Here is a 26,766-nt window from a genome sequence, read left to right as displayed (position 1 = left end):
ACCCGACGCAGTTCTGCTCAGCGGCGGGTCAGCTCTGACAGCGCGGACACCAGAAGATGTTCCGCTCGCTCGTCGGCAGCGCGCCGATCTCGTCGGTCTGGATGAGCGTGCCGCAGCGGCGGCAGGGTTTGCCCTCGCGCCGATAGACCCACATCCGCTGGCCGGGGCGGTCGTTGCCCGTGAAGGTGCGCGCCGATCGGTCACGATTGGCGTGGATCATCCGGTGACCGGTCTCGAGCACCCCGACGACGTCGATCTCGGTCGCGGGCGTCGTGGGGAGGATGCCGCGGACGAAGAGCAGCTCGTTCGCGTAGACGTTGCCGAACCCCGCGACGTTGCGCTGATCGAGCAGCGCGACGTGCGCGGCTCGCTGGTCGGCGCCCACGCGCCGTGCCGCCTCGGCCAGATCCCAGTCCGGCCCGAGCAGGTCGGGACCGAGATGGCCGACGAGACGGTCCTCGTCGGCGGTCGGCAGCACCTCGACCATGGCGAGCTCGAAGCCGACGGCGTCCCGATCGTGGGTTCCGACGATCGCCCGGGCTTGGAAGGCGGGTGCGCGCCAGCGCTCACCGTGACGATAGACGTGCCAGCGCCCCTCCATCTTGAGATGCGAGTGCAGGCTGAACGCGCCCATGCGCAGCAGCAGGTGCTTACCCCGCGCGATCGACGATGAGACGACCTCGCCCCGCAGATCGGCGGTGGCGCTGCCGGGAACGCGGATGTCGAAGCGCGTGACCTCCTCGCCCACGAGCGCCTCGCCGAGCTTGCGTGCGGCTCGGAAGACGGTGTCGCCCTCAGGCACGCTCGGTGCTCCCCGACATCGCGCGGGCTCCTGCCGTCGGGCGGCGCAGCGTGAGCCCCCGCGACGACTCGACGAACCCGCCGGCGCGCAGGGCCCGCCCGGTCGCGGTGCTGTAGACGAACTCGCCGTTCACCTGCTCGACGGTGAGGGTGTCGAGGCGGCGGGCCTGTGCCGTGCGCACGAGGTCGGCCGCGGCGGCGGTGAGTACCTCTTCGTCGTCGGTGAAGGCGAGAGCCGAGCGTCCGCCGCGCTCGAGATAGAGCACGAGCGCTCCATCGACGAGCACGACGACGCCGCCCGCCTTGCGCCCCGGGCGATGCGAGACGCCCTCGAGCGCGGGCCAGCCGAGGGCTGCGCCATACGGGTTCGCCGGGTCGGTCGCTGCGAGCGTCACCGCGCGCCGAGGCGGGGGATCGGCCAGCGCGGCGAACTCGCGCAGCCTGTCGACGGTCACGGATGCGGCGAACTGCGCTGCGCCGAGCGTCTCGATGACGTAGCCGCGGCGGCAGTGTCCCGCTTCCTCGAAGCCCGCGAGCACGCGGTAGACCTGGGCGAACCCCCCGGGCACGCCCTCGGACTGCACACTGCCCCGAGTCACGACGCCGTACCGGTCGAGGAGGAGCCCCGCAGAGGCCGTGACGCGCAGCGACGGGTCGGGCTCGACGGCGGGAAGCAGCGACCACCGGCCGCCGAGAGTCGAGGGGCGCGGCGCCGACGGCGTCGTGGGTCGTGCCAGCGGCGTGCCGCGGTACAGGCGGGATCGCGGTGTGCGGCGGGCACTGCGGTGCGCCTGCGAGCCCCCGGACAGCAGCGAGCGGACGGGGGTGAAGGTGTCGTTGGTCAGGCGGCCTGCCCACGCGAGTCGCCAGAGCGCGTCGAGCACGCTCTGCTCGTTCGGCGCTCCCACTGCGGCGACGAGCTGGCCCGCGAACCAGCCTCCGCCGACCGCGAGGGCCTCGAGGATGCGCGTCTCGAGGTCGCCCGAGGTCGCCGACTCATCGGCCTCGGAGTCGGCGTCGGCCAACGCGAGCGTGAGCGGCGCTATGTCGGCGGGGTGCAGCGCGATCCAGCCGTCCCGGCCCGGCAGCGTGCCGTGACCCGACCACACGACCTCGCCGGTCGCGGTCAGCTCGTCGAGCATCCCGGGCGCGTAGTCGCGCACGCGCGAGGGCAGGACGAGCGACTCCCACGCGCTCGCGGGGATCGGCACGCCCGCGAGCTGCTCGATGACGGCTGCGACGCCGTCGACGCCCTCGAGAGGACGCGTGACGTGCTGCCACACCGGCAGGAAGCGGGCGAAGGCCTCGGGCGACACCGGCTCGACGCTGCCGCGGATCGCGGCGAGCGACCGCATCCGCAGTCGGCGCAGCACCTCGGAGTCGCACCACTCGAGATCGTCCGCCGCGGCACCGGAGGCCTCGGGCAGGAAGTAGCCGCTCGCGATGCGACCCTGCGACTCGAGCCGCTGCAGGGTCTGGCGTGCGACAGCCGTGCCGATGCCGAGCCGCGTCGCGACGTCGGCGGTGCGGAAGGGGCCGTGGGTGCGCGCGTGCCGCGCCACGAGGTCGGCGAGCGGATCGACGACGGGCTCGAGGAACGCGGTCGGGATGCCGACGGGAAGCGCTGCGCCGAGAGCGTCGCGGAGACGGCCGGCATCCTCGATCGCCGCGGTGCGTGATGCGCCCGCGATCGTGACGGGGATCGCCCGGCGGGCGGTCACCAGCTGCTGCAGCAGCTCGGCAGCCTCGGTGATCCGGTGCGCGGGCGGAGGTCCGGCGTCGGGAGGAGCGGGCGCGGCGTCCGGACCCTCCGGCGTGCTGATCTTCTCCGCTGAGCCGATCTCCTCCGCTGTGGCGGTCTCCTCCCGCACCCCTGCGCCGGCGGACTCCTCGAGGCGGGCTGCGACCTCGGCAGGGTCGAGCGGACCCAGGATCCGCAGCAGGTCGGCGACGCCCTCGACGCCACGCGCGCGACGATCGGGATCGAGGCGCTGCACCTCGCGCTCGAACTGCGCGATGACGTCGGGGTCGAGCAGCTCGCGCATCTCGACCTTGCCGAGCAGCTCCGACAGCAGGGCGGGATCCACCGAGAGTGCGGCCGCACGGCGCTCGGCGAGCGGCGAGTCGCCCTCGTACATGAACGCGCCGACGTAGCCGAAGAGCAGGTCGCGCGCATAAGGCGACGGCTGCGAGGTGGTCGTCTCGACGAGACGGATGCGGCGGTCGGCGATGCTGCGGGTGATGCGCAGCAGGGCCGGCAGGTCGTAGACGTCCTGCAGCACTTCGCGGAGGGTCTCGAGGATGATCGGGAACGACGGATGCCGTCGCGCCACCTCGAGCAGCTGTGCCGACCGCTGCCGCTGCTGCCACAACGGGGCGCGCTTGTTCGGGTTGAGTCGCGGCAGCAGCAGTGCCCGGGCCGCGCACTCGCGGAAGCGCGAGGCGAAGAGCGCCGAGCCGCCCACCTCGTCGGTCACGATCTGCTCGAGCTCGTCGGCATCGAAGACGAAGAGGTCGGCGCCGGGCGGTTCGGCGGCGGCGTCGGGCACCCGCGCGATGATCCCGTCGTCGCTCGCGACCGCGGCACCCTCGACGCCCAGACGCTCGCGGATACGGGCATTGACCGCCAGCGCCCAGGGTGCGTGTACGTGCATGCCGTACGGGGAGTGGAGGATGACGCGCCAGTCGCCCACTTCGTCGCGCGAGCGCTCGACGGTCAGCGTGCGATCGGTCGGCAGGCTGCCGGTCGCCTCCCGCTGCTCCGCAAGGTGCGCGAGGAGGTTCTCGATCGCGTAGTCGTCGAGGCCCGACTCGCGCAGGCGGTCGGCGGCCTTCTCCGGCCCTGCCGCCGACACCTCGCGGCTGAACTTGCCCAGCGCCTCGCCGAGCTCGGCCGGGCGCCCGAGGCCGTCGCCGTGCCAGAACGGCAGCTTGCCCGGCTGCCCGAACGCGGGGACCACGTTGACGCGGTCGTGTGTGATCTCCACGATGCGCCAGCTCGTCGTGCCGAGGGTGAAAACGTCGTTGACGCGCGACTCGTAGACCATCTCCTCGTCGAGCTCGCCCACGCGCGCGTTCCGGCTCTCGCCGGCGACGAAGACCCCGAAGAGGCCGCGGTCGGGGATCGTGCCACCGCTGGTGACGGCGATGCGTTGAGCGCCGGGACGACCCGTGAGCGTGCCCTGGTCGCGATCCCACACGAGCCGCGGGCGCAGCTCGGCGAACTCGTCGGAGGGGAAGCGCCCCGCGAGCAGGTCGAGCGTCGCCTCGTAGGCCGACCGGGGGAGCGTGCGGAACGGGGCGCTGCGGCGGATGGTCTCGAACCATCTCTCGACCTCGATCGTTCCCGTCGCGCAGGCGGCGATGGTCTGCTGCGCGAGGATGTCGAGCGGGTTCTGCGGCACCGCGATCGCCTCGATCTTGCCCGCCAGCATCCGTTCGGTCACCACGGCGGTGTGCAGCACGTCGCCGCGGTGCTTCGGGAAGAGGGCCGCGCGGCTCACCTCGCCGACCTGGTGGCCGGCGCGCCCGACGCGCTGCAGACCGGACGCCGCGGACGGCGGCGCCTCGACCTGGATCACGAGGTCGACGGCACCCATGTCGATACCGAGCTCGAGGCTCGACGTCGCGACGACGCAGCGGAGCACGCCCGACTTCAGCTCGTCCTCGACCTGGGCGCGCTGCTCCTTCGACACCGAGCCGTGGTGCGCCTTGGCGAGCACCGGCTCGGCTCCGGCCGTCGCCCCGGCCTGCGCCATCATGCCCGCGGGGACCGCCGGCTCGGGGAGCTCGCCGCCGAGGCGCTCGGTGTAGATCTCGTTGAGGCGTCCGGTCAGCCGCTCGGCCAGCCGACGCGAGTTCGAGAACACGATCGTCGAACGGTGCTGCAGGATGCGGTCGACGATCGCCTCCTCGACGTGGGGCCAGACCGACCCGGTGACCTCCGTCGCCTGCGGTGCCCGGTACCAGGCGCCGTCGTCGTCGTCGTCCTCCCCATCATCATCGCCCTCGTTCCGGACGGCTGCGCCGGTGGCCGGATCGTCGGAGCCCGGGGGAGCCGGCGGGTGGAGCATGTCGGGGATGGGCACGACGACGTTAAGGTCGAAGGCCTTCGAGGCCTTCGGCGCGACGATCTCGACGGGCGCCGCACCGCCGAGGAAGCGGGCGACCTCGTCGATCGGGCGCACCGTCGCCGACAGGCCGATGCGCTGGGCGGGCTTCTCGAGCAGCGCATCGAGGCGCTCGAGGCTGACGGCCAGGTGCGCTCCGCGCTTCGTGGCGGCGACGGCGTGCACTTCGTCGACGATGACGGTGTGCACACCCCGCAGCGTCTCGGACGCCTGCGACGTGAGCATCAGGTAGAGCGACTCGGGTGTCGTGATGAGGATGTCGGGCGGGCGGGCCACGAGCGCGCGGCGGTCAGCCGACGACGTGTCGCCCGACCGCACCCCGACCGTCACATCGGGCACCGGCTGGCCGAGACGACGGGCCGATTGGCCGATGCCCACGAGCGGTGAGCGCAGGTTGCGCTCGACGTCGACGCCGAGCGCCTTGAGCGGCGAGACGTAGAGCACCCGGGTGTCGGCGGGTGCGGCATCCGACTTCCGTCGCTTGGCCGGTGCGGCGTCGACGGGGCCGGCGGCCACCTTGTCGCGGAAGATGCGGTCAATCGCCCACAGGAAGGCCGAGAGCGTCTTGCCCGACCCGGTCGGGGCCACGACGAGCGCGTGCTTTCCGGCGGAGATCGCGTCCCACGCGCCGGCCTGCGCCGCGGTCGGCTTCGAGAACGCGCCGCGGAACCAGTCCGCGGTGGGCGCGGAGAATCGGGCGAGCACATCGGCCATGCCCTCATCTTCGCGCGGACCTCCGACATCGGCGCGGCCTTGCGCGGGCGGCGTCCGTCGTGCCAACCCCGCCGCCCGGCTGCGGCCGCCCCCGGCCCGCCCCCCGACCTCCCCGTCACCGGTCGGCCGGCACCTCGCTCAGCACGCCGTCGCGGAGCTCGAGCGTCAGGTCGGGCGCGAGACGCGAGAGGAAGCCGCCGTCGTGACTGACCACGAGCACCGCCCCGCGGTACGCCGACAGTGCCTGCACCCGCTGATCCACCGTGTCGAGGTCGAGGTTGTTCGTCGGCTCGTCGAGCACGAGCAGCTGCGGCGGGGGATCCGCGAGCAGCTCGCGCGCGAGAGCGAGCCGGAACCGCTCCCCGCCCGACAGTGCCGCGACGGGCCGCAGCACGGTGTCGCCGCGCAGCAGGAACCGGGCGAGACGGGTCCGCAGCTCGGCGTCCGTCGCCGCGGGGTCCGCCTCGCGCACGCTCTCGAGCACCGTGGCGTCGTCCCGCAGCCCGTCGATGCGCTGCGAGAGGTAGCCGACGCGGTCGGTGTGCGCCGTGGCGGCGCCGTAACTCCTCACATCCTGCTCGTCGAGCGGGCAGACAGGGCGAGGGGCCGCCGCGGTGTCGGATTCTGAGGAGTTGTCGCGCGCCGACCGCACCAACGCCTCGAGCAGCGTCGTCTTTCCCGCGCCGTTGGGCCCGATGAGCGCCGTGCGCTCGGGGCCCTGCAGCACCCACGAGCGCTCGCTGTCGCCGATCGTCGCGAGCCGTCGGCCGGCCGCGACCCCGGGGTCGGGGAGGTCGATCCTCACGGCGTCGTCGTCCCGCACCCGTCGGCCCGCCGCGTCGAGCGCGGCCCGGGCCGCCGCCTCGCGGTGGGAGGCCTCGCCGCGGGTACGACCCGCCGAGACCTGCGCGGCCGAGGCGCGATTGCCCGAGATGATGCCGGGCACGCGCTTCTCGCGCTGCGCCTTGGCCCCCATCGCCGCGCGGCGCGCGAGCTTCGTCTCGGTTGCGGCCCGGTCGCGCCGCTCGCGCCGCAGCGCCGCGGCCGCCGTGGTCTCGGCCGCCCGCGCAGCCGCCTGCTCGGCGTCGCGCCATGCGCGCCACTGCGAGTAAGGCCCGCCGAACACGTCGAGCTCGGTGCCGTACAGCTCCGCGGTGTCGTCCATCAGCTCCAGCAGGGCCGTGTCGTGGCTGACGATGACGAGCGTGCCGCGCCATGCCCGCACGAGCTCGCCGACCCGCTCGCGCGCATCGCGATCGAGGTTGTTCGTGGGCTCGTCGAGAAGCGCGATCTCCGCGCCGCGCAGTCGCACGCCGACGAGGGCCGCGAGCACGGCTTCGCCGCCGGAGAGGTCGCCGACCCGCCGGTCGAGCGTGCCCGCCGGCAGGCCGGCCTCCGCCAGCGCGGCCGCGGCTCGCGCCTCGGCATCCCAGTCGTCGCCGATCGCGTCGAAGTGACGCGGGTCGACGTCGCCCGACTCGACGGCGCGCACGGCGTCGACGGTGGCGGCGACCCCGAGCAGGTCGGCGACCCGCCGCTCGACGTCGAGGGTGAGGCGCTGCGGCAGCATCTCGACCCGTCCGGACGTGGCGACCGAGCCGGATGTCGGCGCGAGCTCGCCCGCGATCAGCCGCAGCAGCGTGGTCTTGCCCGAGCCGTTGCGGCCGACGAGGCCGGTTCGCCCGGCTCCGAACGTTCCCGATACGTCGCGCACGGCGAGGGTTCCGTCGGGGTGGATGAGGGTGACGCGGTCGAGGACGACCGCGGGAGTGGGATGGGGCATGTCTGCCTCCTCGGATGTCGTCGGGCGCGGGCGCGACCGACACCGAAGACACCCCGACCGGGGCGGAACGGTCCGGCGGCCAGCGCGGAGATAGAGATGCGCTGGCCAGGTCGGACGCCCGAGGGGTCGACGGATCAGCGCGTGATTACAGCGCGGTCGCGTCGAAACCGATCACCGGTCGTTCCTCACACTCGGGGCAGGGGCCCGGGAAGTCTACGCCGCGGGGAGCTGCTTGTGGAGGAACGTCGCCACATCCGAGAGCTCCTCGGCCGAGACCGCGTGGCCGAGGTCGGGATAGACGCGCCCGCTCAGCTCGACCCGGCTCGGCAGCCACTGTGCGGTGTGAGCGACGAGCGCGGCCGGGATGACCGCGTCACGTCCGCCGCGCCCCCAGAACACCGCGGGGCGGAGCTCGGTGAGGGCGTCGTCGGTCTCGAGCGCCCCCGGATTCGCGTAGCCCGAGAGGTTGACGGCGAACGCGAGGTCGTGCGGCCGCAGGCGCAGGGCCTCGAGCGCCATGACCCCTCCCTGCGAGAAGCCCAGGAGCCCGACGAAGGCCGCGTCGCCACGCTCGGCGTCGATCCATGAGACCACGGCTCTCGCCGCCGCCGCCGCCGTCGCGGCCTGCGGATCGCGGCCGTTCAGCCCCTCGATCGGGTACCACGACCAGCCCGGTGTGGGGAACGGCGGAGCGAGGGGCGCGCGCACCGCGGCGAAGACGTACTCGGCCGGCAGGTGAGGTGTCAGCCCGAAGAGGTCGTTCTCGTCGGAGCCGTATCCGTGCAGGAGCACCAGCAGCGGCCGACCGGCCCGTTCGGCGGGCGCCGCCGACCAGCGCACGGCGGCGGGATCGAGTGCCGGGTTCGACATGACACCATCCTGCCAGCCGCCTCCGACACCGTCGGGTGTCACCGGATACCGCCGGGTGGCATTGGTATACATGAGGCATGGCCGTGCGCACCCCCGATCCCGATCCCGACGAGCGCGGCGAGTCGTCGCTACCGGCCGACCCGCTGCGCGGGGCTCCCGGAGGCGGCGCGACCAACCCCGCCTGGCTCAGCGACATCGAGCTCACCGAGGCGCGCCGCCGCCTGCCGATGCTGTACGTCGAGGCGGTGCCGGTGCGCACCGACGGTCTCGGCGCGGTCACGCAGGTCGGCATCCTGCTGCGCGCGACGCCCGTGGGGGAGATGACGCGCACGATCGTGTCGGGCCGGGTGCGGTACGGCGAGACCATCCGCGACGCGCTCTTCCGCCACGTCGAGAACGACCTCGGCCCCATGGCCTTCCCGCTGCTTCCCGCCTCGCCGGCACCGTTCACGGTCGCGGAGTACTTCCCGCTGCCCGGCATGACGCCGTTCCACGACGACCGTCAGCACGCGGTGTCGCTCGCCTTCGTCGTGCCGGTCACGGGCACGTGCGAGCCGCGGCAGGATGCGCTCGAGGTGACCTGGCTCGACCCGGCCGAAGCGGCCTCAGACGCGCTCGCCGCCGAGATGGAGGGCGGTCGCGGCACCCTCATCCGGCTCGCTCTCGCCTCGGTCGGCGCCCTGCGCTGACCCCGCCCTTCCCGAACCGCGAGACCTCAGTCGCGGCCCGAGACCGGCCGTGGAACCCACGGTCTCGGGGCGGAAGTGACGTCTCGCGGTTCGAGGAGCGGGCGGCGTAAGTAGGCTCGGGGCATGACCGATCCGCAGCCCCTCGCCTTCCCCGCCGACGCCGCCGGATGGCTCGCCTTCGCGGCTGAGCGTCCCGACGCGCGCATCGCCCGCGTGCGTGAGATCGACGCGCAGCTGATCGCCGGACGCGACCTGTCGCCGCTCGCCCGCCTGCAGCTCTGGAACGAGGCCTCGATCGCGGTCGCCGAGGCGGCGTCCGAGGCATCCCTGCTGAGCGAGTCGCACCCCGACGCCGACGTCCGAGACGCCGCCGAGGCCCGCGTGCAGGCCATCGACGCCCTGCTCTCGCAGCGCTCGCTCGACCCCGCCCTGTTCGCCGTCTTCGACGGACTCGCGACCGACGGGCTGGATGCCGTTGCCCGCCGCTTGCTCGCCCACATCCAGCGCGACTTCCGCCGGGGCGGCGTCGACCGCGACGAGGCCACCCGTGAGCGGCTGCGCGTGCTCGCCGAGCGCGACACCGAGCTCTCGCTCACCTTCTCGCGCAACATCCGCGACGGCCGGCGCGAGCTGAAGCTCCCCGCCGACGCGCTCGAGGGGCTGCCGCAGGACTTCATCGATGCGCACCCCGCCGACGACGAGGGCCTGGTCACCCTGACGACCGAGTACACCGACCTCATGCCGGTGCGCGAGTTCGCCGTGCGCCGGTCGACGCGCACGGCGCTGCTGTCGGTCTACAACGACCTCGCCTGGCCCGACAACGACCCCGTCCTCGCCGAGCTGCTCGCCGTGCGCGCCGAGCGCGCCGAGCTGCTCGGATACGGCGACTGGGCCGACTACGAGACCGAGACGCGCATGATCGGCTCGAGCGCCGCCATCCGCTCGTTCCTCGACGACATCGACGTCGCCACCCGGGAGGCCGCCGCGGCCGAGTACGACCGGCTGCTCGCGCGGCTGCGGGTCGACGAGCCCGACGCGGATGCGGTGACCGCCGCCGACCTCTGGTACCTCCTCAGCGCGCTCAAGCGCGAGGACTACGCCGTCGACGCGCAGGCGGTGCGCGCCTACTTCGCGTTCGAGAACGTGCTCGCGGGCGTGCTCGACGTCACGGCCCGCCTGCTCGACGTCACGTACGTGCCCGTCGAGGCGGGTGCCTGGCACGCGGACGTCCGCAGCTACGACGTCGTGCGCGGCGAGCGGCGGCTCGGCCGGATCCACCTCGACCTCCACCCGCGCGAGGGCAAGTACAACCACGCCGCCTGCTTCGGTCTGGCGCCCGGCATCGCGGGGCGGTCGCTTCCCGAGGGCGTGCTGCTGTGCAACTTCTCGCGCGGGCTGCTCGAGCACGACCAGGTCGTGACGTTCTTCCACGAGTTCGGACACCTCGTCCACGGCATCCTCGGCGGTGCCGACGCCGTGTGGGCCGATTTCAGCGGCATCGAGACCGAGTGGGACTTCGTCGAAGCGCCGAGCCAGCTCCTCGAGGAGTGGGCCTGGGATGCCGGCGTGCTGGCCACGTTCGCGCGCAACGCGGACGGCGAGCCGATCCCGGCGGACCTGGTCGAGCGGATGCGGGTGGCCGACGCCTTCGGCCGCGCCCTCGAGGTGACCCGTCAGCTCGGGCATGCCAACGTCTCGTACGGTCTGCACGTCGAGCGCCCGAGCGATCTGCAGGCCGCGGTCGAGGGCTGGTACCGCGCGTCGTCCCCGGTGCACCCGTTGCCGAACGGGCACACGTACGCGGGCTTCGGGCACCTCACGGGGTACGGAGCCTGCTACTACACGTACCAGTGGAGCCTCGTCATCGCCCGCGACCTGCTCTCGGCGTTCGGCGACGACCTCATGGACCCGGCCGTCGCGACCCGCTACCGCGAGCGCATCCTCGAGCCGGGCGGCAGCCGCGACGCCGCCGACCTCGTCGCCGACTTCCTCGGTCGCCCGTACTCGTTCGACGCCTACCGCGCCTGGCTCGCGGGAGCCTGACCCGCCCGCCCGCCCCGCCCGCCCGGCCCGGCCCCACGAACCGCGAGACCTCACTCGCGCCCCGAGAAGCGGGGTGCGCGCCGGGCTCTCGGGGCGCGAGTGTCGTCTCGCGGTTCGTCAGGCGCGGGCGGCGCGGGCGTAGCGCGAGGCGAGGAGGGTGAACGCATCGGCGAGCTCGGGAGGTCCGACGACCTCGAGCTCGGCGTCGAACCGACCGAACGAGGCCGCGAGCGCGGTCCACGACCACGACCCCGCCTCGAGGCGGCAGTGCCCGTCGTCGATCGCCGTGACGGTGCCATCGCCCGCGAAGGGGGCGACCGCGGATGCCGGGAGGTCGAGGACGACGGAGCCGCGACAGGGCCACGCCGCCGTATCCGACCCGCGGAAGCGCGCGGAGACGAACGCGTCGACGTCGCCGCCGGGCACGGTGCGTCGCACGAAGGGGGCGCCGGCCGGGATCCGCGGGCGGACACGATCGACCCGGTACAGGCGCCAGTCCGCGCGGTCGAGGTCCCACGCGACCAGGTACCACCGGCCGGCCGAGGTCACGAGATGGTGCGGCTCCACGCGGCGAGGTGATCCGGTCTCGGCCGCGCCCGCACCGCCCTCCGCGCCCGCAGCCCCCGCATCGCGCCCCTCGCCGTAGTCGAACCGCAGGGTCACACGGTCGCGGATGGCGTTCGCCAGGGTCGAGAGCACGTCGAGCGAGACGTCCGCCGGGGCGGCATCCCCCGGGCGGTCGACGACGGTGACGGCCAGTGCGTCGAGGCGGTGCCGGAGGCGTCCGGGCATGACCTGCCGGATCGTCGTCAGGGCGCGCACCGCGGCCTCGCCGATGCCCCCGCCGAGGGTCGGCGCCGTCCGCAGGGCGAGGGCCACGGCGATGGTCTGCTCCTCGTCGAACAGCAGCGGCGGCAGCTCGCTGCCGGGCTCCAGCCGGTATCCGCCGTCGAGTCCCGTCGTCGCCTGGATGCGGTATCCCATCTCGCGCAGTCGCTCGACGTCGCGTCGCACCGTGCGGTCGCTCACCCCCAGCCGGGAGGCCAGCACTCCGCCCGGCCAGTCGCGGCGGGCCTGCAGGAGCGACAGCAGGGTCAGCAGCCGCGAGGTCGTCGTCATCGCCCCACCGTATCCACCCTTGCGGACAGAACCTGACCGCAAGGGCTGTCAGGGTGAGGTCGTCGAGCCGATCGGGCCGGCCCTTTCCTCAGGAGCAGCGATGACCATCCAGACCACACCCCACCTCAACTTCCGCGGCGATGCCCGTGCGGCGCTCGAGTTCTACGGCGACGCGTTCGGCGGGCACGTCGTCATCACCACGTACGCCGAGGTCGGCATGCCCGCTGACCTGCCGGGCGCCGATGCCGTCGTCTTCGGTCTGGTGGTCGCACCAGGCGGCTTCCGCGTCATGGCGTACGACATCCCGGGCAATACCGAGGGATCCATCGCCGGGGGCGGCTCGACGCGTCGGCAGGACAATGCCACTCTCACCGACCAGGCGTTCTTCGTCTCGGTCGGGTCCGAGAGCATCGACGAGCTCCGCGGCCCGTGGGATGCGCTCGCGGCGGACGCGGTCATCGTCGAGCCGCTCGCCGCATCCGCGTGGAGCGCCGGCTTCGGCATGCTCACCGACCGGTTCGGCGTCACCTGGAGCTTCAGCGTGACCGCCGCGTAGCACCGCGAGACGTCACTTCCGCCCCGAGACGCTGGGTTCGACCCCGGCTCTCGGGGCGCACCTGAAGTCTCGCGGTTCGAGCCCGAGCCCGCGCCCGCGCCCGCGCCGGGGCGGGCGGGCGCGTCAGGCGGTCGTCAGGCGCGCGAGCTCGGCGACGAAGGCGTCGACGTCGGACGTCGATGTGTCGAACGAGCACATCCACCGCACCTCGCGGCGGGCCTCATCCCAATCGTAGAAACGGAACGACTCGCGCAGCCGGTCGGCGACGCCCTCGGGCAGCACCGCGAACACGCCGTTGGCCTGCGTCGGCTGCGTGAACGCCACACCCCGCACCGAGCCGTCGGAGATACCTGCCTCGACGGCCGAGCGAAGACGCTGCGCCATCCCGTTCGCATGCTCGGCGTTCCGGCGCCACAGGTCGTTCTCGAGCAGCGCGACGAGCTGTGCCGAGACGAAGCGCATCTTCGACGACAGCTGCATGTTGAGCTTGCGCAGGTAGGTGAGCCCCTCGGATGCCGCGGGGTCGAGCACGACGATCGCCTCGCCGAGCATCGCGCCGTTCTTCGTGCCGCCGAAGCTCAGCACGTCGACGCCGACGTCGCGCGTGATGGCGCGCAGGGGCAGACCCAGGGCCGCGGCGGCGTTCGCGATGCGCGCACCGTCCATGTGCAGCCGCATCCCGCGTTCGTGCACGTGGTCGGCGATCGTCCGCAGCTCGTCGGGGGAGTACACCGTCCCGAGCTCGGTCGACTGCGTGATGGACACGACGAGCGGCTGCGCGCGGTGCTCGTCGCCCCAGCCCCACGCCTCGCGGTCGATGAGCTCGGGGGTCAGCTTTCCGTCGTCGGTGGGGACGTTCAGGATCTTGATGCCGCCGACCCGCTCGGGCGCACCGCCCTCGTCGACGTTGATGTGCGCGGTCGACGCGGCGATGACCGCACCCCAGCGGGGGAGCATCGACTGCAGCGCCGTGACGTTGGCGCCCGTGCCGTTGAAGACCGGGAAGGCCTCGGCGCCCGCGCCGAAGTGCTCGCCGACGAGTTCCTGCAGACGCGCGGTGTACACGTCCGAGCCGTAGGCGGTCTGGTGTCCGTCGTTGGCGGCGGTGATCGCAGCCAGGACCTCCGGGTGGATGCCGGAGTAGTTGTCGGACGCGAAGCCGCGCACCGAGGTGTCGTGCAGGGAGGTCATGACCTCATCCTTTCAGCCTCGGGCGCGGCCTCGGGTCCGTGCGCGGGTCAGCCGCGGATGCCGCGGGTGGAGGCGATCACGTCGCGCATCTTCTTCTCGAGCGCCTCGTAGAACATCGACAGCGGGAACTCGTCGTCCAGCACCGCGTCGGTGTAGCCCTTCGGTGGCCCCGCGAGCACCTCGTCGGGCAGGCCGCGGGCCCACGCCGACGCGGGATGCGGTTCGAGTACCGAGCGGACGAGGTCGTAGGCCGCGAGCCAGTGCGCGGTCTTGGGCCGGTCGATCGACTCCCAGTACAGGCGGTCGATCGCGTCGCCGAGGGCGACGACGGCATCCGGCACCTCCCCCCAGTCGAACGCGAGGGCGGTGTCGGTCCAGTGCAGCACACCGCGTCGATGCAGCCAGGCGAACAGCAGCTGCCCGCCGAGCCCGTCGTAGTTGCGCACCCGCGTGCCGGTGATCGCGAACCGGAAGATCCGGTCGAAGATCACTGCGTACTGCACGAGCCGCGAAAGGCGCAGCAACTCGGCGTCGACCGGGTCGAGATCCGCCTCGGCACTCAGCCGCCGGTCGAGCGCGACGCATTCGCGGAACGCCGTCAGGTCGCACCGCAGTTCCTCGAGGGAGTACAGGAAGAACGGCATCCGCTGCTTGATCATGAACGGGTCGAACGGCAGGTCGCCGCGCATGTGGGTCCTGTCGTGGATGAGGTCCCACATGACGAACGCCCGCTCGGTGAGCGCCTGGTCGTCGAGCATCTCCGCCGCCTCGGCGGGCAGGTCGAGCTTCGTGATCTCCGACGCGGCCCGCACGACGCGGCGGTACCGGGCGGCCTCGCGGTCCTGGAAGATCGCACCCCACGTGAACGGAGGGATCTCGCGCATCGCGACGGTCTCGGGGAACAGCACCGCCGAATCGGTGTCGTACCCGGCCGTGAAGTCGAGCAGCCGCAGCGAGACGAAGAGCCGGTTCGGGTACATCGTCTCGAGGCGCGCGATCGGCTCGGGCCAGATCGTCTCGACGAGCAGCGCCTCGACGTGGCGGTTCCGCGATCCGTTCTGCGTGTACATCGGGAAGACGACGAGATGCCGGATGCCGTCGACGCGGTGGAGCTGCGGCTGGAAGGCCACGAGCGAATCGAGGAAATCGGGCACGCCGAACGCCCCCTCCGTCGAAGCCTCGCCGTCCGGATGATCGGAGGCCGCCCACCGGTCGAAGTCCCGGATCGACGCCGCGAGGTAATCCGCGTCGTGCGGGAACCTCGGGGCGAGCCGGCCGATGGCGGCGGTGATCGCCGCGACGTGGCGGCGCGCCGCCTCGTGATGGCCCGCGTCGGGCACGGAGCCGTCGGCGGCCTGCAGCTCGTGCAGGGCCGTCGCGGCGTCGCGCAACGCGAACCAGGCCGGGTCGTGCTCGACGCCGTCGGCGAGCGCGATGCTCGCGACGACGACGACCGCGCCGCCGTCCTCGACGACCTCGGGCTCGCCGATGATCGTCTTGGCGGCACCGGGGGTGGGGTGCGTCTGGGCGATGGACATGGGAACCTCCGATCTACGAGGTACGGCTCCCGCGCGGGAGCGATGGTCAGGTGGCGTCAGCCTAATCGGCCGGGCCGCGTTCCGGCGATGGTCCGGTGAGGTGCGGCGGTGCGTTCGGCGGGCGGGCGCGGGTGTCAACCCGTCGGCGGGCGGTAGGCCGGGGGATTAGCGTCGCCTCATGCCTGACGACTCCCCCGTAAGCCCGACCGCCGGCCCCGACGCGGACCGGGGCGCCCCGGCGTCGGACGGGCGCGGGGTGCTGCTGATCGCCAACTCCCGCGCCGGTACCTCGGTGGTGCGTGCCGACCCGATGACCGAGATCCGGCGACGGCTCCCGGAGGCGCGTATCGTGCACCTCGGCGACTCGACGATCGGCGACGTCGTGTCCGCAGCGATGTCGGGCGACGACCCTCCTTCAGCTCTCGCCGTCCTCGGCGGCGACGGCTCGGTCTCGCGGGCCGCGCACGTCGCCCGGGAGCACGACCTGCCGCTGCTCGTGCTCCCGGGCGGGACGTTCAACCACTTCGCCCGAGCCGCCGGGCTCGAGTCCGTCGCGGTCTCGCTCGACGCGTTCGCCTCGGGCGGCACCCGCGTCGTCGCGGTCGCCGAGGTCACCGTCGACGACGACGAGCCGATCACCGTCCTGAACGCCGTGTCGCTCGGTGCGTATCCCGAACTGCTCGCCGAACGCGAGAAGCGCACGAGCCTCGGCAAGTGGTGGGGCGGGGCGGTGGCCGCGTGGCGCGAGATCCACGGCGCCCATCGCGTCACCGTCGTCCGCGACGGCCGGCGTGCCGAGGTGTGGTCGGTCTTCGCTGCGATCGGCCGCGGCGACCCCCGGCGCATCGCGATGATGCGCCGGGCGAGCCTCGACGAGCCGGTGCTCGACGTGCGGGTGCACCACGCCCGGGGCACCCGCCTGCGCGCCGTCACCTCGCTCGCCTTCGGCCGTCGCACGCTCGCCGTCCTGCGTGCGCTGCGTCTGATGCCGCCGGCGTCCGACATCGAGCGCCTCGTGGTCGCGGAGATCGAGCTCACGGTGCGACCCGGCCGCGCGACGCCCGTCTTCGCCCACGACGGCGAGCTCGGCGAGGCGCCGGCCGACGGGTACCGGATGCGGGTGCGCGCGGTCCCCGACGGGCTGCGGATCTACGCGCCGCGCACGGCCGAGCCCGACGGTGCCGCCGGTGCGGACGGCGACCGGCCCGTCTGACCGGCGCCGCGCGGTGCGGTGCGGTGCGGTGCGGGCCGGCGCTCCGGCGTCCCCCCAGGGGATACATCGCCAGACGGATGTCGCGCCCCCGGTGCTCGCGTACCGTCGTAGCGTGTTCCGTTCGCTGACCCGGCCCCAGCTCGCCACCGACGTCTCGGTGTCCGTGGCGTTCGCCGCGCTCATGCTGCTGTTCACGTTCGTCGGCGTGCTCGGCACCGGCATCCCGAGCGACCGCGTCTCGGCCATCGTCGCGGTCCTCCTGCTCGTGCCCTTCAGCGCCGCCGTCGCGCTGCGCCGTCTCTCGCCGCCCGTCGCGCTCGCCCTCGCGTGGGTCGGTGCGATCCTGCAGATGCTGGCCCAGCTGCCGCCGCTGCCCGTCGACATCGCGATCTTCGCGGTGCTGTACACCTGCGCCGCCTACGGCTCGAACCGGGTGTTCTGGCTCGGTTTCGCGTCGTCGATCGCGGGCGCCCTGACCATCACGGTCTACCTGCTCGTGCCCTCGGCGATGTACTCGATCACGGCGGCCGGCGACGAGCTGACCTACCTGCTGGTCACCGGGACGATGCTCTTCGTCGCCTCCGTCTTCGGCCTGCTCCTGGCCTGGACGGTCGGCGCCCTCGTGCGGGTCGGCATGCGCGCCCGCGGCAACGCCGAGGCGCAGCGCCGCGCCGAGGCGCGGGCGACGGCCGAGTTCGAGCGCAACCGGATCGCGCGCGACATGCACGACGTCGTGGCCCACTCCCTGGCCGTCGTGATCGCGCAGGCCGACGGTGCCCGCTACGCGGCGGCGGCGGATCCGGCGGCGGCGGCCACGTCGCTGCAGACCATCTCGACGACGGCGCGCTCCGCACTCTCCGACGTCCGGATGCTGCTCACCCAGCTGCGTCACAGCGAGGGGGAGGGGCCGCAGCCCACCGTCGCCGAGCTCGAGGTGCTCTACGCGCAGGTGCGCGCCGCGGGTCTGGATCTTCGCGTCGACGTCGACCCCTCGCCGCCGGGCGAGCCGCCCGCCGCGGTGCAGATCGCGGTGTACCGCATCCTGCAGGAAGCGCTGACCAACGCGATGCGCCACGGCGCCGGCGGTACCGTGGACGTGTCCCTGTCGTGGCTGGCCGACCGTGTGGAGGTGCGCGTGCGCAACCCGCTCTCGCCGTCGACGGTCGACACGACCGGGCCGATGCGTTCGGGCGGTCACGGACTGATCGGTATGCGCGAGCGCGCGCAGCTCATCGGCGGCAGCATCGAGATCGGCCCCGTCGGCTCGGACTTCGTGGTCGCCGCGACCCTGCCCGTGGGCGCCCCGCTGGGCGGCGGCGCGTGAGCGGGGTGCGCGTCGTGCTGGTCGACGACCAGTCGCTCTTCCGCGCGGGCATCCGCATGGTCATCGCCTCGCAGCCCGACATGGACGTCGTCGGCGAGGCCTCCGACGGAGCCGAGGCGATCGGGGTCGTGCGATCGACGCGTCCCGACGTCGTGCTCATGGACATCCGGATGCCGGTGATGGACGGCCTCACCGCGACGGCGCAGCTGCTCGACGACCCGGTCTTCGACGGCGCCCCGCCCCGCATCGTCATGCTCACGACGTTCGACCTCGATGAGGCGGCCGCCCGCGCCATCCGCCAGGGGGCGAGCGGCTTCCTGCTGAAGGACGCCGATCCGGAGTTCCTGCTCGCGGCGATCCGCACGGTGCACGCGGGGTCGTCGGTCATCGCGGCGTCCGCGACCCGGGAGCTGTTCGAGAAGTTCTCCGCGCCCGAGCAAAAGCCCGTGCCGCCCGCTTTCACCGGGCTCACCGACCGCGAGCGCGAGATCTTCGGGCTCGCCGCGCGCGGCCTCTCGAACGCCGAGATCGCGCAGCGCGAGTACCTCTCCGAGGCCACCGTGAAGACGCACATCAGCCGCATCCTCGCGAAGCTCGCCCTGCGCGACCGCGTCCAGCTCGTCGTCTTCGCCTTCGAGCACGGCCTCGCCTGACCCCGCGTCCCCGCCCGAACCCGAACCCGAACCCGAACCCGAACCGCGAGACCTCAGTCGCGCCCCGAGACGGTGGGTCGGCGCCGGGCTCTCGAGGCGCGACTGAGGTCTCGCGGGTCGGGGGTCATCCGGGAGATGTAGGCGGGAGCGACGGGGGGCGGATGCCGGAGCCCGGGGGCGTCCGTAGCGTCGGTGACATGCAGATTTCGACCACCGACCTCGGCCTCGCCGCCCGGGTCCAGAACCTCTCTAAGACCTACGGCTCCGGCGAATCGGGCGTGCGCGCCCTCGACGGCGTCTCGGTCGGCATCCGTCGCGGCGAGTTCACCGCGATCATGGGCCCCTCCGGCTCGGGCAAGTCGACCCTCATGCACATCATGGCGGGCCTCGACGCCCCGACCTCGGGTCGCGTCTGGATCGGCGATACTGAGATCTCCGGGCTCTCCGACCTCGACCTCACGATCCTGCGCCGTCGCCGCGTGGGGTTCGTGTTCCAGTCGTTCAACCTCGTGCCCACGCTCGACGTCATCGGCAACATCACCCTGCCGTTCGAGCTCGACGGGCGGGCGCCCTCGGCGCTCGAGCGCTCCCGCATCGACGGCCTCGTCGCATCGTTGGGACTCGGCGCGCGTCTGAAGCACCGCCCCCACGAGCTCTCCGGCGGACAGCAGCAGCGCGTCGCGATCGCCCGCGCGCTCGCGACCGCCCCCGACCTCGTCTTCGCCGACGAGCCGACGGGCAACCTCGACTCGCGTTCGGGGCGCGAGGTGCTCGCGCTGCTGGCGACCGCGAGCCGCGAGCACGGCCAGTCCATCGCGATGGTCACCCACGATCCCGTCGCCGCATCGCACGCCGACCGCGTGATCTTCCTCGGCGACGGGCGCATCGTCGCCGACAAGCCCAGCCAGAGCGCCGAGGCGATCTCGGCCCACATGCTCGCCGCCGAGGTGTCGTCGTGACCGCCGCCACCGTTCCGACGGCCCGTCCCGGTGCGACGGTGGGCCCGGAACGTCCCGGTCCCGCAGCAGGACGCCTCGCCTGGCTGCGCGAGCGCGGCATGGGCGCGTCCGTGCTCGTCGCCGCGATCTCGGGCGGCTTCGGGGTGCTGCTCGTCGCGGCGACGGGGCTCATCGGGGCCTGGCTCATGGCCGATCCGTTCCTGGCGGGCGGCGAGACCGTCATCGCGGTCGTGGCGATCCTCAGCGTGCTGCTGGTCGCCGTCGCGATGTACGTCGCCGCGATCGTGACCGCCAACACCTTCGCGACGATCGTCGCCGGGCGCACCCGTCAGATAGCGCTCCTGCGCCTCATCGGCGCCTCGGCCCGATCGCAGCGTGCCGAGATCGCCCGACAGGGTCTCGTCGTCGGCGCGATCGGAGCCGTCGCCGGACTGATGGGCGGCACCGCGGCGGCTCTGGGGCTGCAGGCGGTCGCGGCCCGCGCGTGGGGCCTCGACGTCGACTACAGCGTCGTGCAGCCGGTGCTGATCGCTCCCGCCGTCGTGGTGGCGCTGACGACCTGGTTCGCCGCGTGGGCCGGATCGCGCCGTGTGCTCGAGGTCACGCCGCTCGCCGCCCTCGCCGGATCCGCACCGCGGACGGCGCAGGAGGCCGCCGGCCGTGTCCGCCGCCGTGTCACCGCGGTCTCGCTGTTCGCGCTCGGGGCGGTGCTGCTCGCCCTCGGCATCCTCACCGGCTTCGTCACGCCGCTCGGCGTCGTGATCGCCTTCTTCGGCGGTCTCGCCTCGTTCACCGGACTCAGCCTCGGCGCCACCCTCGTGATGCCGCCTCTGCTGCGCCTCACCGGCCGCCTCTTCGGTCGTTCCGCGCCGGCGCGGCTCGCGGCCGAGAACGCGCTGCGCTACCCCGAGCGGTCGAGCCGCATGGCGATCGGCGTCGTGATGGGCGTCACGCTCGTCACCATGTTCGCCGTGGCCACCGAGTCGGTGAAGGGCGTGATGTCCGCGTCGGGCGGTGGCGAGGTCTCGAGCGAGATGGCGCGACTGCTCGACACCTTCAGCGCGGTCATGATGGCTCTCGTCGGGGTCTCGGCCGTCATCGCCGCCGTCGGGCTCGTGAACCTGCTGACGATCGGTGTCGTGCAGCGCACACGCGAGCTCGGTCTGCTGCGGGCTCTCGGACTGACGGGGCGTCAGATCCGGTCCATGGTGCTCTTCGAGGCCGCGCACATCACGATCACCTCCGTGATGTTCGGGCTGCTGCTCGGCGTCGCCTACGGCTGGGCTGCGGCGCAGTCGCTGCTCGGCTCGGTGCGCGTGCCACCGCTGTGGCTGGCGCCGAGCTTCGTGCTGCCCGGGATCCCGTGGCTCACGATCGCGGGCATCGTCGTCGCCACCGCGGTCCTCACCCTCGTGGCGGCCGTGGTGCCGACGCGGCTCGCCACGCGGGTCTCCCCGGTCGAGGCCCTCGCGGAGTGAGTGCCCCGCGCCTCGTCCGCCGGCCCGGCCCGTCCGTCACCCGCGGACGAGCCGGGCCTCGGTGATGGTCTCGCCCCACACCGAGTCGTCCTTGACGGCACCGTCGGCGCGGAACCCGTTGCGGACGTAGAACGCCCGGGCTCGCGGGTTGTCGTCGAGCACCCAGAGCGATGCCGGCCCGTCGCCGATCGCGACGTCGAGGAGCGCCTGGCCCGCGCCGGTGCCGTGATGGGCGGCCAGCACGTAGATCGCGTACAGCTCGAGTTCGGCGACCCGGGGATCGTCGCGCGAGATGCCGCTCACGGCGAAGCCGACGATCTCGCCACCCGCCACCGCCACCCATGTCCGACCGGGGTCGTGCGAGCGGGCGTCAGGCGCCCCGGCGATCAGCTGCTCGCGCACGAGCACCTCGCGCCGTACGCGCGTGAGGCGCTCGACGTCGAGGCGGTCGAGGATGCGCTGCGGCATCCGGCCGGTGTAGGCCTCGCGCCAACCCTGCACGTGCACGTGCGCGATCGCGGCGGCGTCCGCGGGCACCGCCCGCCGCACCGCCGGTCGGGTCACGCGGGCTCGGGGTCGTAGGCCCAGGTCGGCGCGACCTGACGCAGGCGCGTCGAGCGCCACTGCCATGTCGCCCACAACATCGGCCACAGCGCGGGGGCGGCGAGGCCGCCGATGACCAGACGCTCCCGCCACAGTGTGCGGGTCGGGTCGCCGGGCGCCGGCGAGACGGCCATCTGGTGGTCCCAGACGTCGAGCACCGACAGCGGGCCGGTGAGCGGGATGCCGCTGTCGCGCAGGATGCGCACCGTGTCGGCATCCGCCGCCCCCGGTCGACGCTCCTCGACGGCGCGGTCCGACACGTGGATGAGCTGCCGCCCGACCGGCATCCCGAACGCCGACAGCTGAACCGGGACGTCGGCGCCCGGCTCGAGCGCGGTCGGCATCCCCTCGGCCGCCAGCGGTTCGAGCCCCATCAGCGGCGCGTACAGCTCGGCGAGCGCCCGCGGCGAGTGGAGGGCACGCCAAGCGGCGTCGGCGTCGCAGTCGAGCACGAGCTTCTGGAGGATGCGCATGAGCCCAGTCTGCCCCGTCATAGGCTGATCGGATGCCGTCGCCCGCAGCATCCACGCCGTTCGACCAGTCCCGCTACCAGGTGCGCCTCGACTGGGGTCTCGCGGGCCTGCGCCGAGCGGCGCCCGCCGAGGTCGTGGTCGTGGTCGACGTGCTGCGCTTCTCGTCGACGGTGTCGGCGCGCGTGGCGGCGGGCGAGGCGGTGCCGCTCGACGAGGCGGCGCACGCGGTGTCGCGCAACGGCGCGGCGATCGCGGCGGCGGCGTCCGATTCGGTCGTGCTGCTCGGCTGCCTGCGCAACGCCGCCGCGGTCGCCGATGCGGTGCTCGATGAGCAGCGGCGACGCGGCGCGCGCACGAGTATCGCGGTCATCGCCGCGGGAGAGCTCGCGGGCCCCGACGAGGCGTCCGACCTGCGCTTCGCCGTCGAGGATCTGCTGGGCGCCGGTGCCGTCGTCGACGCGCTGTCGCGGCTCGGCATCGACCACACCTCGCCCGAGGCCGCTGCGGCGTGCGAGTCGTTCCGCGGGCTCGGCGGCGCCGTCCGGCACCTGCTGACGGCGAGCGGATCGGGTCAGGAGCTGCTCGAGCGCGGGCTCCGAGACGATGCGCTCGCCGCCGCGCAGATCGATGTCGACGGGGTCGCCCCCGTGCTCCGCGACGGCGTCTTCACCGGCGCCTGACCCCAACTCCTCAAGAACCGCTCCGAACGAGCCCTCAGCCACCGGATCCGACGACTCGGCGACCGGAGATGAGGAGTTCGAGCAACCCCTCAGCGGGGCGTCGCGGCCGCGCGCCGGTCGGCGGGCGAGATCTCGCGCCGCACCCACCGGAAGAGGTACCGCTCGTCGTATGACGAAGCGCACGCGCGGCACGATGCCGCCCGTGTCGGGCGCCGGTGCCGATAGGCGACGTGCCCGGCGGGGCAGTGTCCCACCCAGGGCGCGAGCTCGACGGCCGTCTCGCCGCGATGGGTCGTGCCGCCGACGTATCCGAGCTCGCGCGCGGTCCGCAGCCAGTCGCGGCCGTGGCCCGCGGCCGGCCCCGCCATGGCGTGGGCGACCTCGTGCAGGAGGGTCTGGTGGTTCTCGTCGTCGTCGAACCGTGCGGCGAGATAGCGCGAGACGCTGATGCACCGGCGCGTGTAGTCGCACTGGCCCGCGCGGCGCTTGGCGTTGTCGAAGCGGAACGACCACGAGTCGTCGAGGTGCGCTCCGATCAGCGCCTCGGCCCAGACCCGGACCCGATCGAGATCGCTCATACGGTCGACGCTACGTGCGAGGTGCGACAGCGGACGGTGTTCAGCTCGCCACGCTCGAGCGCGAACGACGTCGCTCGGCGGCGTCGACGGCGAGCAGGGTGGACTCGAGCTGGTCCTCGGGCGCGCCGCCCTCCTGCCGCAGGAACAGGGCGCGCTTGAAGTCGGTGCGCGCGTCGGCGTACTCCTCGGCGTCGTACGAGACCTTGCCGCGGTGCTGGTACGCGAAGGCGGCGAGCAACGGCCAGTTCTGGCCCTCGGCCTCTTCCGCGCACGTGGTGAGCTCCTGGATGGCGGCCGCGTAGGCGCCGCGGTTCTGCAGGATCGTCGCGTGCAGCACGCGCGCACGGAGCAGGTCCTTGCGGGTGCCGGCCATACGCGCGACGCGCACCGCCTGCTCCGCCACCACGAGGGCCTCGTCGAGGCGGTCGAGGACCTTCAGCAGCCAGACACGCTCGAGCAGCGCGGGCAGGCTGCGCTGCTCGCCGATCTCGGCGAGGCGCTCTGCGCACTGGTCCGGGTCGACGATCTCCCGCAGCGTGTCCGGGTCGTACCCGAGGATGTAGCCCACCGTCGTCCCCCTCCGCGATTCGAGAACGGTGGATCCCAGTCTCACCGAAAGCGCGCGATGCGACCGCCCGCCGCGCCGGTCAGCGCTCGAAGACGGATGCCGAGGGCTTGGGCGACGGCGTCGCATCGCCGTCGGTCGCGACCCGCGCCCCGCGCGCGAACTCGTCGATCTCGGTCCCCTGCGCGACCTTCGCGGGGAACGGCCCGGCTGCCATCAGCCGCGGCAGCCACTCCGAAGGCAACGGCGAGGCGGATGCGGCGATCACGATGTTGCCGAACCGGCGGCCCTTCAGCAGCTGCACCTCGGCGAGGAGCAGGACCTCGGGAAGCACCTCGCGCACCGTGGCGACCTGGCGGCGGGCGAACGCGAGGCCCGCGCCGTCGGCGACGTTGACCAGCAGCACGCCGCCGGGGGCGAGCAGTCGCGCGAGCGAGCGGTAGTACTCCACGGTGGTCAGGTGCGCGGGGGTCTGCGCTCCCGCGAACACGTCGGACACCACCAGATCGGCCGCGCCGGTGAGTCCCGGCGGCAGCTTCTCGGCCACGGCGCGCGCGTCGCCGATGCGCACGCGCACCTGCGCATCGCGGGGGAGCGGAAGGGCCTCCCGCACGAGGTCGACGAGGGGCTGCTCGAGCTCGATCACCTGCTGGCGCGAGCCCGGACGGGTGTGCGCGATGTACCGCGGGAGCGTGAGCGCCCCGGCTCCCAGATGCACGGCGGTGAGCGGCTGTCCCGGCATCCGCAGCCGGTCGATCACGGCGGCCATGCGCGCGATGTACTCGAAGTGCAGGTGCGTCGGGTCGTCGAGATCGACGTGCGACTGCGGCGTCCCGTCGACGTCGAGTTCGAAGCCCGAGGTGAACGACGAGGCGACGATGCGGGCGATCGTGCCGTCCGACAGGCGTGCCTGCGGACCGGACTCCTCGACGCGCGCTCGTGCCATCCCTCAACGCTAGCGGCACCCGGGCAGGCCGCTCCGCGCAGTCGAAACACGATCGAGACATCGATGTAATGACTTCGACCCCCGGGCCCGTATAGGTTCGGACCCAATTACCTCGGAGCGCGCCGCGGTGGGCCCGCTCCGGACCTCAGAAAGGGACACCCCCATGCTCTCCACTCCTCGCAAGCGCGCGCTCGCGGGACTCGCGGCGGTCGCCATCGGCGCCCTCGCGCTCTCGGCGTGCACCAGCCAGCGCGGAGGTGGCGGCGAGTCGGATGCCACGACCGACGTCGACGGCACCTTCGTCTTCGCGGCCTCCGCCGACCCGGCCAACCTCGACCCCGCCTTCGCGCAGGATGGCGAGACCTTCCGCGTCTCGCGCCAGATCTTCGAGGGCCTCGTCGGCACCGAGCCCGGCACGGCCGACCCCGCCCCTCTGCTCGCCGAGAGCTGGGAGTCCTCCGACGACGGACTGACCCACACCTTCCAGCTGAAGGAGGGCGTGACCTTCCACGACGGCACCCCCTTCAACGCCGAAGCGGTGTGCGCCAACTTCGACCGCTGGTACAACTGGACCGGTCTCGCCGCGAGCGAGGCGCTGTCGTACTACTACGGCAAGCTCTTCCGCGGGTACGTGGAGTCCCCCGACACCGCCGTCTTCGACTCGTGCACCGCCGACTCCGACCTTGAGGCGACCGTGCAGCTGAAGCAGCCGTTCGCCGGCTTCATCCCGGCCCTGTCGCTGCCGTCCTTCGCGATGCAGAGCCCCACGGCGCTCGAGGAGTACGGCGCCGATGAGATCGGCGGCACCGAGGAATCGCCGTCGCTGTCGGAGTACGGCGCCGGCCACCCGACGGGCACCGGCCCCTACAAGTTCGACGAGTGGTCGCCGGGCGAGGAGCTCACGCTCTCGGCTTACGACGACTACTGGGGCGATGCCGGCCAGGTGAACAAGATCATCTTCCGCGTCATCGACGACCCGACGGCACGCCGTCAGGCTCTCGAGGCCGGCTCGATCGACGGGTACGACCTGGTGGGGCCCGCCGACACGGCCGCCCTCGAGGACGCCGGCTTCACGATGGTCTCGCGTCCGCCGTTCACGATCCTCTACCTCGCCTTCAACCAGGCCCAGCCCGAGCTGCAGGACATCCGCGTACGTCAGGCGCTGTCGTACGCGATCGACAAGGAGGCGCTGATCTCGCAGGTGCTCCCCGAGGGCACCGAGGTCGCGACGCAGTTCATGCCCGACACCGTCAACGGCTACAACCCCGACGTCACCACCTACGACTACGACCCCGAGCAGGCCAAGGCGCTGCTCGCCGAAGCCGGGTACACCGAGGCCAACCCGCTGACGCTGACCTTCAACTACCCGGTCAACGTCTCGCGCCCCTACATGCCGGACCCCGAGCAGATCGCGACCGTCATCTCGACGCAGCTGACCGAGGTCGGTGTGCAGCTGACGGCCCAGACGGATGCCTGGAGCCCCGACTACCTCGACAAGATCACCGGCACCGCCGACCACGGCATCCACCTGCTGGGCTGGACGGGCGACTACAACGACACCGACAACTTCGTGGGCGTCTTCTTCGGGGCGCAGTCCGCCGAGTGGGGCTTCGACAACCCCGAGCTGTTCGCGGCGCTGAACGCCGCGCGCGGCGTGCCGAACCTCGAGGAGCAGACCGCGCTCTACGAGCAGATCAACGAGCAGGTCGCGGAGTTCATCCCCGGCGTCCCGCTGGCCCACCCGGCCCCGACGCTCGCGTTCGACCCGCGCGTCGAGAGCTACCCGGCCAGCCCGGTCAACGACGAGGTGTTCACGGACATCGTCCTGACCGAGTGACGACGACCCGCTGATTCCCGCGG

At 72.9% G+C, this 26,766-nt stretch carries 22 protein-coding genes; 10 read left to right on the top strand and 12 right to left on the bottom strand.

Annotation, left to right across the window (positions count from 1 at the left end; translation table 11 throughout):
* Positions 1–28 precede the first annotated feature (28 nt).
* From BLT21_RS07455 to BLT21_RS07440, 4 genes are all read right to left on the bottom strand, one after another.
* Complete coding sequence (locus tag BLT21_RS07455; RefSeq protein ID WP_091500817.1) at positions 29–802, bottom strand: DNA-formamidopyrimidine glycosylase family protein; 774 nt, start codon at positions 800–802, stop codon at positions 29–31.
* Positions 795–5,645 carry an Lhr family ATP-dependent helicase gene (locus BLT21_RS07450; RefSeq protein ID WP_091500816.1) on the bottom strand — a complete coding sequence of 1,617 codons (4,851 nt, stop codon included), beginning with the start codon at positions 5,643–5,645 and terminating at the stop codon, positions 795–797. The genes BLT21_RS07455 and BLT21_RS07450 overlap by 8 nt, the downstream gene beginning before the upstream one ends.
* A gap of 115 nt (positions 5,646–5,760) precedes the next feature.
* On the bottom strand, positions 5,761–7,428 hold the full coding sequence (locus tag BLT21_RS07445) for an ATP-binding cassette domain-containing protein (protein ID WP_091500815.1): 1,668 nt from the start codon (positions 7,426–7,428) through the stop codon (positions 5,761–5,763).
* 213 nt (positions 7,429–7,641) lie between these two features.
* Positions 7,642–8,298 (bottom strand): alpha/beta hydrolase, encoded by a 657-nt coding sequence (locus BLT21_RS07440; RefSeq protein WP_091500814.1) that lies wholly within the window; start codon positions 8,296–8,298, stop codon positions 7,642–7,644.
* Positions 8,299–8,375: 77 nt separating this feature from the next.
* Between BLT21_RS07440 and BLT21_RS07435 the strand changes: the two genes are divergently transcribed.
* Together BLT21_RS07435 and BLT21_RS07430 are read left to right on the top strand one after the other, a co-directional pair.
* Positions 8,376–8,987 (top strand): NUDIX hydrolase family protein, encoded by a 612-nt coding sequence (locus BLT21_RS07435; RefSeq protein WP_091500813.1) that lies wholly within the window; start codon positions 8,376–8,378, stop codon positions 8,985–8,987.
* 123 nt (positions 8,988–9,110) lie between these two features.
* Positions 9,111–11,030: a M3 family metallopeptidase gene (locus BLT21_RS07430; RefSeq protein WP_091500812.1), complete on the top strand. Its 1,920-nt coding sequence runs from the start codon at positions 9,111–9,113 to the stop codon at positions 11,028–11,030.
* Between the two features lie 117 nt (positions 11,031–11,147).
* Here BLT21_RS07430 and BLT21_RS07425 read toward each other — a convergent pair whose 3' ends face one another.
* Positions 11,148–12,149 carry a helix-turn-helix transcriptional regulator gene (locus BLT21_RS07425; RefSeq protein WP_091500811.1) on the bottom strand — a complete coding sequence of 334 codons (1,002 nt, stop codon included), beginning with the start codon at positions 12,147–12,149 and terminating at the stop codon, positions 11,148–11,150.
* Between the two features lie 100 nt (positions 12,150–12,249).
* On the opposite strand from BLT21_RS07425, the gene BLT21_RS07420 reads away from it, so the two are divergent.
* The gene (locus tag BLT21_RS07420; RefSeq protein ID WP_091500810.1) at positions 12,250–12,705 is read left to right on the top strand and encodes a VOC family protein; all 456 of its coding nucleotides are present in this window, start codon (positions 12,250–12,252) and stop codon (positions 12,703–12,705) included.
* A gap of 123 nt (positions 12,706–12,828) precedes the next feature.
* Here the strand turns inward: BLT21_RS07420 and BLT21_RS07415 are convergent, their stop codons facing one another.
* Positions 12,829–13,896 (bottom strand): threonine aldolase family protein, encoded by a 1,068-nt coding sequence (locus tag BLT21_RS07415; RefSeq protein WP_091500809.1) that lies wholly within the window; start codon positions 13,894–13,896, stop codon positions 12,829–12,831.
* Positions 13,897–13,943: 47 nt separating this feature from the next.
* Positions 13,944–15,434: a DUF6421 family protein gene (locus BLT21_RS07410; RefSeq protein WP_091500808.1), complete on the bottom strand. Its 1,491-nt coding sequence runs from the start codon at positions 15,432–15,434 to the stop codon at positions 13,944–13,946.
* Between the two features lie 178 nt (positions 15,435–15,612).
* On the opposite strand from BLT21_RS07410, the gene BLT21_RS07405 reads away from it, so the two are divergent.
* The 5 genes from BLT21_RS07405 (at position 15,613) to BLT21_RS07385 (ending at position 21,061) form a co-directional block, all read left to right on the top strand.
* Positions 15,613–16,647, top strand: a complete 1,035-nt coding sequence (locus tag BLT21_RS07405) for a diacylglycerol/lipid kinase family protein (protein WP_091500807.1) — start codon at positions 15,613–15,615, stop codon at positions 16,645–16,647.
* Between the two features lie 112 nt (positions 16,648–16,759).
* Positions 16,760–17,971 (top strand): histidine kinase, encoded by a 1,212-nt coding sequence (locus BLT21_RS07400; protein WP_091502135.1) that lies wholly within the window; start codon positions 16,760–16,762, stop codon positions 17,969–17,971.
* Positions 17,968–18,624, top strand: a complete 657-nt coding sequence (locus BLT21_RS07395; RefSeq protein ID WP_091500806.1) for a response regulator — start codon at positions 17,968–17,970, stop codon at positions 18,622–18,624. Before BLT21_RS07400 ends, BLT21_RS07395 begins: the two co-directional genes overlap by 4 nt.
* Positions 18,625–18,821: 197 nt before the next feature.
* Positions 18,822–19,583 carry an ABC transporter ATP-binding protein gene (locus BLT21_RS07390; RefSeq protein ID WP_091500805.1) on the top strand — a complete coding sequence of 254 codons (762 nt, stop codon included), beginning with the start codon at positions 18,822–18,824 and terminating at the stop codon, positions 19,581–19,583.
* 98 nt (positions 19,584–19,681) lie between these two features.
* On the top strand, positions 19,682–21,061 hold the full coding sequence (locus tag BLT21_RS07385) for an ABC transporter permease (protein ID WP_091502133.1): 1,380 nt from the start codon (positions 19,682–19,684) through the stop codon (positions 21,059–21,061).
* A gap of 36 nt (positions 21,062–21,097) precedes the next feature.
* On the opposite strand, the gene BLT21_RS07380 is transcribed toward BLT21_RS07385, so the two are convergent.
* Entirely contained in the window at positions 21,098–21,625 is a 528-nt protein-coding gene (locus BLT21_RS07380) for a GNAT family N-acetyltransferase (protein WP_256335980.1), read from the bottom strand.
* Positions 21,622–22,137 (bottom strand): hypothetical protein, encoded by a 516-nt coding sequence (locus BLT21_RS07375; protein WP_091500803.1) that lies wholly within the window; start codon positions 22,135–22,137, stop codon positions 21,622–21,624. The genes BLT21_RS07380 and BLT21_RS07375 overlap by 4 nt, the downstream gene beginning before the upstream one ends.
* Positions 22,138–22,169: 32 nt before the next feature.
* Between BLT21_RS07375 and BLT21_RS07370 the strand changes: the two genes are divergently transcribed.
* Positions 22,170–22,817 (top strand): 2-phosphosulfolactate phosphatase, encoded by a 648-nt coding sequence (locus tag BLT21_RS07370; protein ID WP_091500802.1) that lies wholly within the window; start codon positions 22,170–22,172, stop codon positions 22,815–22,817.
* 89 nt (positions 22,818–22,906) lie between these two features.
* On the opposite strand, the gene BLT21_RS07365 is transcribed toward BLT21_RS07370, so the two are convergent.
* The 3 genes from BLT21_RS07365 to BLT21_RS07355 form a co-directional block, all read right to left on the bottom strand.
* Positions 22,907–23,395 (bottom strand): SprT-like domain-containing protein, encoded by a 489-nt coding sequence (locus BLT21_RS07365; protein ID WP_091500801.1) that lies wholly within the window; start codon positions 23,393–23,395, stop codon positions 22,907–22,909.
* Positions 23,396–23,435: 40 nt separating this feature from the next.
* Positions 23,436–23,963 (bottom strand): hypothetical protein, encoded by a 528-nt coding sequence (locus BLT21_RS07360; protein ID WP_091500800.1) that lies wholly within the window; start codon positions 23,961–23,963, stop codon positions 23,436–23,438.
* 79 nt (positions 23,964–24,042) lie between these two features.
* On the bottom strand, positions 24,043–24,906 hold the full coding sequence (locus BLT21_RS07355) for a spermidine synthase (RefSeq protein WP_091500799.1): 864 nt from the start codon (positions 24,904–24,906) through the stop codon (positions 24,043–24,045).
* A 163-nt stretch (positions 24,907–25,069) separates the two neighbouring features.
* On the opposite strand from BLT21_RS07355, the gene BLT21_RS07350 reads away from it, so the two are divergent.
* On the top strand, positions 25,070–26,743 hold the full coding sequence (locus BLT21_RS07350; RefSeq protein WP_091500798.1) for an ABC transporter substrate-binding protein: 1,674 nt from the start codon (positions 25,070–25,072) through the stop codon (positions 26,741–26,743).
* Positions 26,744–26,766 lie beyond the last annotated feature (23 nt).

The sequence above is a fragment of the Microbacterium sp. cf332 genome (assembly GCF_900102175.1).
In the GTDB taxonomy this organism is placed as follows: domain Bacteria; phylum Actinomycetota; class Actinomycetes; order Actinomycetales; family Microbacteriaceae; genus Microbacterium.
The sequence above is the reverse complement of the archived record's forward strand: the minus strand, read 5'-3'. Positions and strand labels throughout refer to the sequence as shown.

Coding starts and splice junctions, on each gene's coding strand:
- BLT21_RS07450 (WP_091500816.1), bottom strand. CDS start 5,645: ATGGCCGATGTGCTCGCCCGATTCTCCGCGCCCACCGCGGACTGGTTC.
- BLT21_RS07445 (WP_091500815.1), bottom strand. CDS start 7,428: ATGCCCCATCCCACTCCCGCGGTCGTCCTCGACCGCGTCACCCTCATC.
- BLT21_RS07440 (WP_091500814.1), bottom strand. CDS start 8,298: ATGTCGAACCCGGCACTCGATCCCGCCGCCGTGCGCTGGTCGGCGGCG.
- BLT21_RS07435 (WP_091500813.1), top strand. CDS start 8,376: ATGGCCGTGCGCACCCCCGATCCCGATCCCGACGAGCGCGGCGAGTCG.
- BLT21_RS07430 (WP_091500812.1), top strand. CDS start 9,111: ATGACCGATCCGCAGCCCCTCGCCTTCCCCGCCGACGCCGCCGGATGG.
- BLT21_RS07425 (WP_091500811.1), bottom strand. CDS start 12,149: ATGACGACGACCTCGCGGCTGCTGACCCTGCTGTCGCTCCTGCAGGCC.
- BLT21_RS07420 (WP_091500810.1), top strand. CDS start 12,250: ATGACCATCCAGACCACACCCCACCTCAACTTCCGCGGCGATGCCCGT.
- BLT21_RS07415 (WP_091500809.1), bottom strand. CDS start 13,896: ATGACCTCCCTGCACGACACCTCGGTGCGCGGCTTCGCGTCCGACAAC.
- BLT21_RS07410 (WP_091500808.1), bottom strand. CDS start 15,434: ATGTCCATCGCCCAGACGCACCCCACCCCCGGTGCCGCCAAGACGATC.
- BLT21_RS07405 (WP_091500807.1), top strand. CDS start 15,613: ATGCCTGACGACTCCCCCGTAAGCCCGACCGCCGGCCCCGACGCGGAC.
- BLT21_RS07390 (WP_091500805.1), top strand. CDS start 18,822: ATGCAGATTTCGACCACCGACCTCGGCCTCGCCGCCCGGGTCCAGAAC.
- BLT21_RS07385 (WP_091502133.1), top strand. CDS start 19,682: ATGGGCGCGTCCGTGCTCGTCGCCGCGATCTCGGGCGGCTTCGGGGTG.
- BLT21_RS07375 (WP_091500803.1), bottom strand. CDS start 22,137: ATGCGCATCCTCCAGAAGCTCGTGCTCGACTGCGACGCCGACGCCGCT.
- BLT21_RS07370 (WP_091500802.1), top strand. CDS start 22,170: ATGCCGTCGCCCGCAGCATCCACGCCGTTCGACCAGTCCCGCTACCAG.
- BLT21_RS07365 (WP_091500801.1), bottom strand. CDS start 23,395: ATGAGCGATCTCGATCGGGTCCGGGTCTGGGCCGAGGCGCTGATCGGA.
- BLT21_RS07355 (WP_091500799.1), bottom strand. CDS start 24,906: ATGGCACGAGCGCGCGTCGAGGAGTCCGGTCCGCAGGCACGCCTGTCG.
- BLT21_RS07350 (WP_091500798.1), top strand. CDS start 25,070: ATGCTCTCCACTCCTCGCAAGCGCGCGCTCGCGGGACTCGCGGCGGTC.